The 9,916-nt window shown below is 63.5% G+C and carries 9 protein-coding genes; 2 read left to right on the top strand and 7 right to left on the bottom strand.

Annotated elements, in window-relative coordinates:
* The first annotated feature begins 40 nt into the window (after nucleotides 1-40).
* Nucleotides 41-2,230 carry a 3'-5' exonuclease gene (locus tag V6M61_RS13620; RefSeq protein WP_332777113.1) on the top strand — a complete coding sequence of 730 codons (2,190 nt, stop codon included), beginning with the start codon at nucleotides 41-43 and terminating at the stop codon, nucleotides 2,228-2,230.
* Nucleotides 2,231-2,239: 9 nt separating this feature from the next.
* Nucleotides 2,240-3,700, top strand: coding sequence for a DUF294 nucleotidyltransferase-like domain-containing protein (locus V6M61_RS13625; protein ID WP_332777114.1), 1,461 nt, complete (start codon nucleotides 2,240-2,242; stop codon nucleotides 3,698-3,700).
* 20 nt (nucleotides 3,701-3,720) lie between these two features.
* Here V6M61_RS13625 and V6M61_RS13630 read toward each other — a convergent pair whose 3' ends face one another.
* The 7 genes from V6M61_RS13630 to V6M61_RS13665 all read right to left on the bottom strand — a co-directional run.
* Complete coding sequence (locus tag V6M61_RS13630) at nucleotides 3,721-4,365, bottom strand: 2-hydroxychromene-2-carboxylate isomerase (RefSeq protein WP_332777115.1); 645 nt, start codon at nucleotides 4,363-4,365, stop codon at nucleotides 3,721-3,723.
* Nucleotides 4,366-4,536: 171 nt separating this feature from the next.
* The gene (locus V6M61_RS13635) at nucleotides 4,537-4,674 is read right to left on the bottom strand and encodes a DUF1289 domain-containing protein (protein ID WP_332777116.1); all 138 of its coding nucleotides are present in this window, start codon (nucleotides 4,672-4,674) and stop codon (nucleotides 4,537-4,539) included.
* Nucleotides 4,675-4,766: 92 nt separating this feature from the next.
* Entirely contained in the window at nucleotides 4,767-5,273 is a 507-nt protein-coding gene (locus tag V6M61_RS13640; protein WP_332777117.1) for a YbaK/EbsC family protein, read from the bottom strand.
* A 1-nt stretch (nucleotide 5,274) separates the two neighbouring features.
* Nucleotides 5,275-6,183, bottom strand: a complete 909-nt coding sequence (locus V6M61_RS13645; RefSeq protein WP_332777118.1) for a hydroxymethylglutaryl-CoA lyase — start codon at nucleotides 6,181-6,183, stop codon at nucleotides 5,275-5,277.
* A gap of 104 nt (nucleotides 6,184-6,287) precedes the next feature.
* A complete protein-coding gene (locus V6M61_RS13650; RefSeq protein WP_332777119.1) occupies nucleotides 6,288-7,208 on the bottom strand; it encodes a 2-hydroxyacid dehydrogenase in 921 nt (306 codons plus the stop codon).
* A gap of 118 nt (nucleotides 7,209-7,326) precedes the next feature.
* A complete protein-coding gene (locus V6M61_RS13660) occupies nucleotides 7,327-9,318 on the bottom strand; it encodes an acetyl/propionyl/methylcrotonyl-CoA carboxylase subunit alpha (RefSeq protein WP_442957780.1) in 1,992 nt (663 codons plus the stop codon).
* Nucleotides 9,311-9,916 (bottom strand): DUF4126 domain-containing protein (locus tag V6M61_RS13665; RefSeq protein WP_332777120.1); only part of this gene is annotated, 606 nt, incomplete at its 5' end. The genes V6M61_RS13660 and V6M61_RS13665, both read right to left, overlap by 8 nt.

Genomic DNA, 9,916 nt, shown 5'->3' on the forward strand with positions numbered 1-9,916 from the left:
CATTCAACGACGCGCCCGCCCAAGCCATTGCCCAGCCGCCATGACCCCCCGAATCCGGCTCGCTGTGGGACTCGGTGCTCTGTATGGACTGTTGGCGGTGCTCTTTGGCATCCTGGGTGTGGTGCTGTGGGCCGACATGCAGGACGCCGAGCGGCAGGCGGTGCTGGCCATCATGCGGGAGCGTTACGCACTGGCCTTGCTCATCATCTTGCTGGCCTGGGCCGGGCTGGGGCTGCTGGCCTGGGGTTTGTACCGGGTCTATGTGCTGGCCCCTTTGAGCCTGCGTGAGCAGGCACTGGTGATGGTCAACTCCAACCCGGCGTTGCGGCTGCAGGAGCTTGGCGCCCCCGAGATCCGAACGCTGGCGCAGGTCGTCAATACGCTGGCCGACCAGCGCGAATCGCTGCAGCGCGATGTGGAGCAGAAGATCCTGCAAGCCAAGGCCTCGGTCGAAGAGGAAAAGAACCGTCTGGCCGCGTTGATGTCGGAACTCACGCAGAGCGTGGTCGTGTGCAACCTGGATGGACGCATCCTGCTCTACAACAACCGTGCGCGGCAGCAGTTCCAGGTGCCTGGACAAGGTGCGCAAGGCGGCGGCGCAGCCTTGATCGGCCTGGGCCGTTCCATTTTTGCCATCATGGGGCGCGGTCTCATCACGCATGCCCTGGAGAGCGTGCAGCACCACCTCCAGCACGGCGGCGCACAGCCCTCGGCCACCTTCGTCACCACCACGCGCACCGGGCAACTGATACGCGTTCAGATGGCCCCGGTCTTTGGCAACTCCTGGCGCGATCACGACGCACAGGCCGGCGCCACCGGGGAGCGGGTCATCAGCGGCTACGTGCTCATGCTCGACAACATCACCCGCCATGTAGAAACACAAAGCCGGCGCGACCTGCTCTTGCAAACACTCACCGAAGGCAGCCGCGCCGCGTTGGGCAATGTACGCGCGGCGGTGGAGAACCTGCTGCAATACCCGGACATGGAGATCGGCCAGCGCGACCGCTTCGTGGGCGTGATCCGCGACGAAGCAGAGGCGATGAGCCAGCGCATCAACCACGCCAGCGCCGAGTTCGCCGACACACTCAAGGCGCGCTGGCCGCTGGAAGACATGCATGGCGCGGACCTGGTGCAGGCCTTGCAGCAGCGCATTGAGCAAAAGCCCGGTGTGAGTGCCAGCAGCGAAGAGGTCGCCAACGGCCTGTGGGTCAAGGTCGACAGCTTCTCGCTGCTGCAGGGCCTGAGCTACCTCGCCACCCGGCTCAAGGATGAGTGCGGCGTGGGCGCCGTGGCCCTGCGTCTGCGGCCAGCCGGGCGGCTGGCACAACTGGACCTGCTCTGGTCGGGCGCCGCTCTGGACGCGGCCGTGCTGGCGAGGTGGGAACAGTCGCCCATGAACGCTGACGGCGAAGGCCCCCCCTTGACGCTGCGCGAAGTGATCGAACGCCATGGCGGCGAACTCTGGCACCAGCGCGACCAGAATACGCAGCAACCCCTGATCCGGATGCTGCTGCCAACCGCCGCGGCGCAGGATGCGGCCGACCCGGCCGTATGGCTGCGCCATGAGAGCCGCCCCGAGTACTACGACTTTGACCTGTTCAAGCAAACCGAGGAGACACGTGCGCTGGATGATCGCCTGCTGACGCAACTGAGCTACACGGTGTTTGACACCGAGACCACCGGACTGGAGCCTTCGGCCGGCGATGAGATCATCCAGATTGGCGCCATCCGCATCGTCAACGGTCGCCTGCTCAAGAACGAGACCATCGACCAGCTGATTGATCCCAGGCGACGGCTCAAGCCCGAATCCATTCTCATCCACGGCATCACCGAAGACATGGTCAAGGGGCAACCCACGATCGAGCAGGTCCTGCCGAGCTTTCATGAATTCTGCGAGGACACGGTGCTGGTGGCGCACAATGCCGCGTTTGACATGCGTTTCCTGCAACTCAAGGAGGCATCCACCGGCATCGTGTTCCAGCAACCGGTGCTGGACACCTTGCTGCTGTCGGCGCTGCTTCATCCCAACCAGGAATCACACCGCCTGGAAGCCATTGCCGGGCGCCTGGGCATCAACGTGATCGGGCGCCATACGGCCCTGGGCGACGCGATCGTTACCGGAGAGATCTTCCTCAAGATGATCCCCTTGCTGGCGAAACAGGACATTCACACCTTGCGCCAGGCACGCGAGGCGGCCGCGCGCACCTATTACGCCAGAGTCAGTTACTGAACCAGTATCATGGAAGCAGCCCCAGACCCCAACCCGCGCCATGATCTCCAGGCCATGCACAGCCCGCTGAGTCAGATTGCACGGCGCGAGCCTGTGACGGTCACGCTGGACACGCCGCTTGGCGAGGCGCTGGCGATCATGGACCGCCTGCGCATCGGCTCCCTCATCGTGGTGGATGCCCAGGGACACATGCCCCTGGGCATCTTCACCCTGCGCGACCTGCTGCATCGCGTGACGCTGCCACAAGTCGGCCTTGACCAGCCGATTGCCAGCGTCATGACTGGCGGTGTGATCACGGTCAAGCCACACACCACCGCCTACGAGGCCTCCCTCATCATGGCCAGCCGCGGCCTGCGCCATCTGCTGGTGGTGGATGAAGCCGGACGCCTGGTCTCCATCGTGTCGCAGAACGATTTGTTTGCCCTGCAGCGCACCAGCCTCAAGGACGTCAGCAACGACATCCGACAGGCCCGCGACCTGCCGGGCCTGCAGGCCTGCGCCAAGGACATTCAGCGCATCGCCCTGACTTTGCTCACGCAGGGCATGGCCGCGGGGCAACTGACGCAGTTCGTCTCCACGCTCAATGACCTGCTGACCCTGCGCGTGATTGAACTCACCCACGATGAATTTGACCTGCCGCAAGTCAAGTGGTGTTGGCTCGCGCTGGGCTCCGAGGGGCGCTATGAACAAACGCTGTGCACCGATCAGGACAACGGCATCATCTTCGCGTGCGAGAACGAAGCGGCCGCCGAAGCGCTGCGCCAGCGCTTCCTGCCCTTTGCCCAGGCGGTCAACCACAAGCTCGATGCCTGTGGTTTTCCCCTCTGTCAGGGCGACATCATGGCGGGCAACCCGCAATGGTGCCTGTCGCTGCCCGAATGGCGCGCCAGGTTCAGCGACTGGATTGAACACCCCCAACCCAAGGCCTTGCTCAACGCCGCGATTTTTTTCGACTTTCGCCCCCTCTATGGCGACGAGAACCTCAGCGACACGCTGCGCAGCTGGTTACTCGATCAAACCCGCAACGCGCGGCTGTTTCTGCGCCTGATGGTCGAGAACGCGCTGCAATGCGCGCCACCGTTGGGCCTGATTCGCGATTTCGTGTTCGACGGCGACAAGGACTTCCCCCACACCATCAACCTCAAGCTGTATGGCTCCAGGCCCTTTGTCGATGCGGCGCGCCTGCTCTCACTCGCGCACGGGGTACGGCAGACCAGCACCGTGCAACGCCTGCTGGCCACTTCCCGGATCATGAACTTCGGCGGCGACGATGTGGCGGCCATCGTGGACAGTTTCTACTACATCCAGCTGCTGCGATTGCGCCACCAGCATCAGGCTCTGGGCGCACCCGGCGGGGGCAACCGCATCAACCCGGACCTTTTGAATGAACTCGATCGCCACATCCTGAAGGAAGCCTTCAAGCAGGCGCGCAAGCTGCAAAGCCGGCTCAAGCTCGACTACCGGCTATAACGGCTATAACGCGAAATGGCTCAGGACGGTCGGCGCACGGTAGCCGTTTTGACCGCACCGACGCCCTCCCAATGCCCCTGCGCAAACCAGGCATCGCCCGCCAAATAGTCGCGCAGCATGGGCAAGGCATCAAAACCCCAGAACACTTTGTCATCGACTGCAAATGCGGGCACCCCAAACACGCCTTGCGCAATGGCTTGCTCGGTATGCGTCTTCAGCTGGGCCTTGACGTCCTCGCCATTCATGTCGCGCACAGGCGCCAGTTGCTCGGCCAGCAGCTTGAGGCGCTGCGGATCGGCAGCCTCTGCGCCACCACGCCAGACATGGCGAAACAGCGTCTCGCAGGCATAGCGGTTGGGCATGCCCCGGGCATCGCAGGCCAGCGCCAGCCGCAACAGCGACAAGGGATTGAACGGATGACTGGCCGGCAGCTGCATCTCGATGCCGTTGCTGTGCGCCAGCCACAGCACCTGCCGGTAAGTCCAGTCGCGCTTGGGCGCCACCTCGGCAGGACCGAGCTGCCCGTAATGCTTGAGCAGCCCGGCAAACAGCACCGGCTTGTAACTGACGCTGTGGCTGATGCCTTGAAGCGCCTCGGGCAATTTCTCGAACGCCAGGTAGGCATAGGGCGAGATGAAATCGAGGTAGAAGGTGATGTGTTTCATGCGGCCTCCTGCCGAGCTGCCTCAAAGAAGGCATGGTCTTCCAGACCGGACCGCTGCGAGACGCAGCGGCTCTTCGTGCCGTCCGAGCCTGCGCGGGCAGGCTCAGAGCCGCGGTACTCAGCCCCCTCGGAGGGCAGCGAACGAATGTGAGCGTGGGGGTTCATGTGCTCCTTAAGTCGGCACCAGCCCTGCGCGCTGCTCGATCAGCAGCCAGATGGCCCGCTTGCCCTCGCCGTCCATCCGGCTCCAGCCTGCGATCTCCTCCAGCGTGCGGAAACAGCCTTCGCACAAACCGCTGACCGGGCTCATGCGGCACACCGAAATGCAAGGCGACGGCACATCATTTTGGCCGCCAGCCCTTGCAGATTCTGCGCAATCAGCTATTAAATCAATAGCGCTTTTCATGAAACCAGGGGCTCCTGCACCACATCGGCTACCGGCGCGCCGGTCAGGCTTTCAAGGTCTTGCGGCCTGAGCTTGAACACGCCGTGCGGATGGCCGGCCGCGGCCCAGATTTCCTCGAAGCGGAACAGTTCGCGGTCGATCAGGGTCACCGGCGCCACGGCATGCGCGATCGGCGACACGCCGCCGATGGAGTAACCCGTCTTGCTCTTCACGAACTCGGCATCGGCACGGCCGGTCTTGCCGACAATCGCGTCGACCTTCTTTTCGTCGACGCGCCGGTCGCCAGAGGCAATGACCAGCACCGCCGCATCGTCGGACTTGCGGCGAAAGATGATGCTCTTGGCGATCTGGCCGACGGCAATGCCCAACGCGTCGGCGGCCTGCTGCGCCGTGCGCGCCGCGTCGTCGAGCATCAACGGCGCGTGGGGGTGGCCCTTGTCCTGCAAGGCCCGCGCCACGCGCTGCACGCCCTCAGGCATTGAATGCAATTCAGCGCCACACATCTCAGCCAGCCCTTTTGTTCAGGATGGCCGTGGCCGCGCGCGAATTGGGCTTGCGCCCAAGGAAGTCGCTGATGTACTTGCCGGCGTCGATCAGCTTGTCGAGATCAATCCCGGTTTCTATGCCCATGCCCTGCAGCAGGTAGACCACGTCTTCGGTCGCCACGTTGCCGGTGGCGCCTTTGGCATAGGGGCAGCCGCCCAGCCCCGCCGACGAGGTGTCGTACTGCCAGATGCCCATCTCCAGGCAGGCCAGCGTATTGCCCAGCGCCTGGCCATAGGTGTCGTGGAAGTGGCCCGAGACATCGTCGAGGTCGTAGTATTTGAGTGCTGCCTCCATGGCGCGCTGCACCTTGAGCGGGGTGCCCACGCCAATGGTGTCGGCCACGCCGATGTGCTGCACGCCGATGTCTTTCATGAGCCGCGCGACGAGTTCCACGCGCTCGGGCGGAATCTCGCCTTCATAAGGGCAGCCCACGGTGCAGGAGATCGCACCGCGCACGTAAATGTTCTGGGCGCGCGCCGCCTCCACCACCGGGCGGAAGCGCTCGATGCTCTCGGCAATCGAGCAGTTGATGTTGCGCTGGCTGAAGGCCTCACTGGCCGCGCCGAACACCACGATCTCGTCCGGCTTGAACGCCACAGCGGCTTCGAAACCCTTCATGTTGGGCGTGAGCACCGAGTAGCGCACGCCGGGCTTGCGCTGGATGCCGGCCATGACGGAGGCCGCGTCGGCCATCTGCGGCACCCACTTGGGCGAGACGAAGCTGGTGACCTCGATTTCCTTGAGGCCCGCGTCTTGCAGGCGGTGCACCAGGCCGATCTTGACCTCGGCGGGCACCGGCTGCTTTTCATTTTGCAGGCCGTCGCGCGGGCCGACATCGACGAGTTTGACTTTGGAGGGCAGTTTCATATGAATCGTCTTGCAGTGTTTTCCTTGTCATTCTGAGCGCAGCGAAGAATCCCTGTGGGCTACCCATACCCAGATCCTTCGCTGTGCTCAGGATGACAGCGTGCTCAGTATCCTCTGTTCCGGTCAACCACACCGGCAATGGGTTCTCCGCGCTGCAAGGCCTGGATTTTGCCTGCAATCTGCGCAATGCTTTCCTCCCGCAGCGTGCGGGCCGAGGTGTGCGGCGTCACGGTAATGGCGGGATGCGTCCAGAACGGGTGGGCCGGCGGCAGGGGCTCGGTACTGAACACGTCCAGTGCGGCGCCCGACAAATGCCCGCTGTCAATCAGGGCCAGCAGGTCGCCCTCCACCAGATGGGCGCCGCGTGCCACATTGATCACATACCCGCCGGGCTTGAGCCGCGACAAGGCGTCCAGGTTCATGATGCCGCGCGTGTCCGGTGTCAGCGGCAACAGGCACACCAGGATGCGCGTCGCCGCCAGAAATTCGTTGAATTGCGCCTGCCCCGAGAAACACTGCACACCATCGATTGATTTGGGTGAACGGCTCCAGCCCAGCACCGGAAAATCGAAATGCGAAACCGCTTGCGCCACACGCTCACCCAGCACGCCCAAGCCCATGATGCCGACCGGAAAATCGGCCCGCAGGCGGGGCCGGCGAAACGACCATTTGCCATTATTGATGTCGACTTCATAGCCATCGAGCTCGCGGAAATGGCGGATCACCGCATGACACACAAACTCGGCCATCTGCACGGCCATACCCCCATCATCAATGCGCACGACCTGGGCGCCAGACGGCCAGTCCAGCTTCATCAGCGCATCCACCCCCGCGCCGATGTTGAAAATGCCCTTGAGCCGGGTTTGCTCTGTCAGGAACTGCTGCGGCGGCATCCAGACCACCGCGTAATCAGCCAGGGGCGCGCCGGGTGACCACGGCTCAATCACGGCTTGCGGCAAGGCGGCGCGCAAGCCCTCCAGCCATGGCTCGGCCTTGGTATCCGTGCAGCAAAACGAAATTCTCATGCGGTATATTGTCGGCCGAAATTCAAGGCGCCCTCAGTCGCCGCCGGGCCGCCCCAAGGCGACTACGGCCCCCTCGGGGGGCAGCGCAGTACGCGAAGCGACAAGCGTGGGGGCCATATCAGGCCGTCATCCTGAGCAACTCGGAGCCTTCCGTGACCTGGTCACCAGGCGCATACAGCAGCTCCTGCACCACGCCATCGGCCGGTGCGGCAATTGTGTGCTCCATCTTCATGGCCTCCATCACGGCCAGCGCCTGGCCCTTTTGAACCAAGTCGCCCGCCTTCACGGCGAACGACACCACCTTGCCCGGCATGGGGGCGGTCAAACGCCCGCCTTCCGCATGGGTTTCGCCGGCATGCGCCAGTAAATCGATGGCGGTGATGTGGGTCGCACCCTTGACGCCAAAGACATGAAGGGTTTCGCCGTTTCTATGAATGTGGACGCTCTGGCGCTGCCCTGCAAACCCGATGTCAACCCCCGCTGTGCCGCGCGAGAACACCAGCGGCCCTTCCACGCCGCCGGCCGACAGGCGCAGCGCACCGTCGTGCAGACAGGTCAATTCGGCCTTGAGGGTTTCCTCATGGAACTCGAACTCGAAACGCCGCACAGCCACGCCATGCGAATGCCAACCATCCGTTTTACTGAAAGGGTCAGCGGTTTCGCCTGCTTTTTCTTCCAGCAGGGTCTGCGCAATCGCCGCGGCCGCCGCCATGGGAAAACCGATCTTCTCCTGCCCGAACAAGTGCGCCTGCTCGCGCTGAATCAGGGCCGTGTCCAGATCTGCCTGGGCAAACGAATGGCTCTGGAGCACATGTCGCAAAAACTGGACGTTGGTGTTGAGTCCGACGATACGGGTTTGCGCCAGCGCTTCGTCGAGCCGGGCCAGCGCCTGCTCGCGGGTGTCGCCATGCACAATCAGCTTGGCGACCATGGAGTCATAGAACGGTGAAATCGCATCGCCCTGGCGCACGCCATCGTCTACGCGGACCACGCTACGCTCAAAGCTGGTGCAAGCGGGCTTCTGGTAAACATGCAAGGTGCCGGTGGCCGGCAGAAAGTTGTTGTCAGGGTTTTCAGCGCAGATGCGGGCCTCTATCGCATGACCGTTGATTCGCAGCTGGTCCTGCGCCAGCGGCAGCTTCTCACCGCTGGCCACACGCAATTGCCATTCCACCAGGTCGAGGCCGGTGATGGCTTCGGTCACCGGGTGCTCCACCTGCAACCTTGTATTCATCTCCATGAAGAAAAAATTCATGCTGCCGTCCGGCCGCTGCTCGACGATGAACTCCACCGTGCCCGCGCCCACATAGTGCACAGCACGCGCCGCCGCCACGGCGGCCAGGCCCATCTGCTGGCGCATCTCGGGCGTCATGCCCGGCGCCGGCGCTTCTTCGAGCACTTTCTGGTGGCGGCGCTGCACCGAGCAGTCGCGCTCGAACAGGTAGACATAGTTGCCATGCGTGTCGCCAAACACCTGGATCTCGATGTGGCGCGGGCGCTGTACGTATTTCTCCACCAACACGGCGTCGTCGCCAAAGCTGTTGATGGCCTCGCGCTTGCAGGAGGCCAGCGCGGCATCAAAGTCCCCGGCCTTGTCGACCGCGCGCATGCCCTTGCCGCCACCACCAGCGCTGGCCTTGATCAGCACCGGGTAGCCAATGCGGTCGGCCTCATGCCTGAGCAGCACCGGGTCCTGGTCAGCGCCATGGTAGCCGGGCACCAGCGGCACGCCGGCCTTTCCCATCAACTGCTTGGACTCGGCTTTCAGGCCCATGGCCTTGATGGCGGAAGCCGGCGGGCCGATGAAGACCAGACCGGCCTGCGCGCATGCCTGGGCAAATTCCTCGTTTTCAGACAGGAAGCCATAACCCGGGTGAATCGCCTGCGCACCCGTGGCCTTGGCCGCTTCAATGATGCGCTCCCAGCGCAGGTAGCTGTCCTTGGGCGCGCTGCCGCCAATGTGAACGGCTTCGTCGCAAACGCTGACATGCTTGGCGTGCGCATCGGCATCCGAATACACGGCCACCGTTTTGATGGCCATGCGTTTGGCCGTGGCGGCGACGCGGCAGGCGATCTCTCCGCGATTGGCGATCAGGATTTTATTAAACATGTCTGTCGTTCTTTGAAAAGGGTGACTTCAAGGTAAAAGCAGGCGACAAGCCCGGATCAGGTTTGCCGCTGAAGATGCGGGCGACGCGGGCAAGCAGTTGCGTTAAAAACCGCCAGCAAATGCGAATCAGCCAGATGCTGAGCACCAGCACCACCGCGAGCAACGCCACAAACAACAAAGGGTGCGCTACGGCCAGCCACAAGCCCAGGGGCACGATGCCGTCTTCAAGCAGCGAAGCGCCCACGTTGCTGAAAGGCTCGGGCGAGGTGTTGATGGCCGCGCGGCTCGTTGCTTTGGCCGCAAAGCTGGTCGCCGCCAAGGTGCCGCCCAGCAGGGCCGCCACCAGGGCCATTGCCCCGCCGTCGGCACCGAAGACGCCAGCCGCCAAAGCAGCACCGGCGGGTATGCGGATGACACTGTGCACCACGTCCCACAAGGAATCCAGCCCGGGAATCTTGTCGGCAAAAAACTCGACAAACACCATGAAGCCGCTGGCCCCCAGCACCACCGGATGCGCCAGCAGCTGCAAGCCTTGCGGCAAGGCTATCCATCCCATAAAACCAGCCAGCCCGATAAGAAACACCACCAAATACAGACG

It is taken from the genome of Polaromonas sp., assembly GCF_036676035.1.
GTDB lineage: Bacteria > Pseudomonadota > Gammaproteobacteria > Burkholderiales > Burkholderiaceae_C > Polaromonas.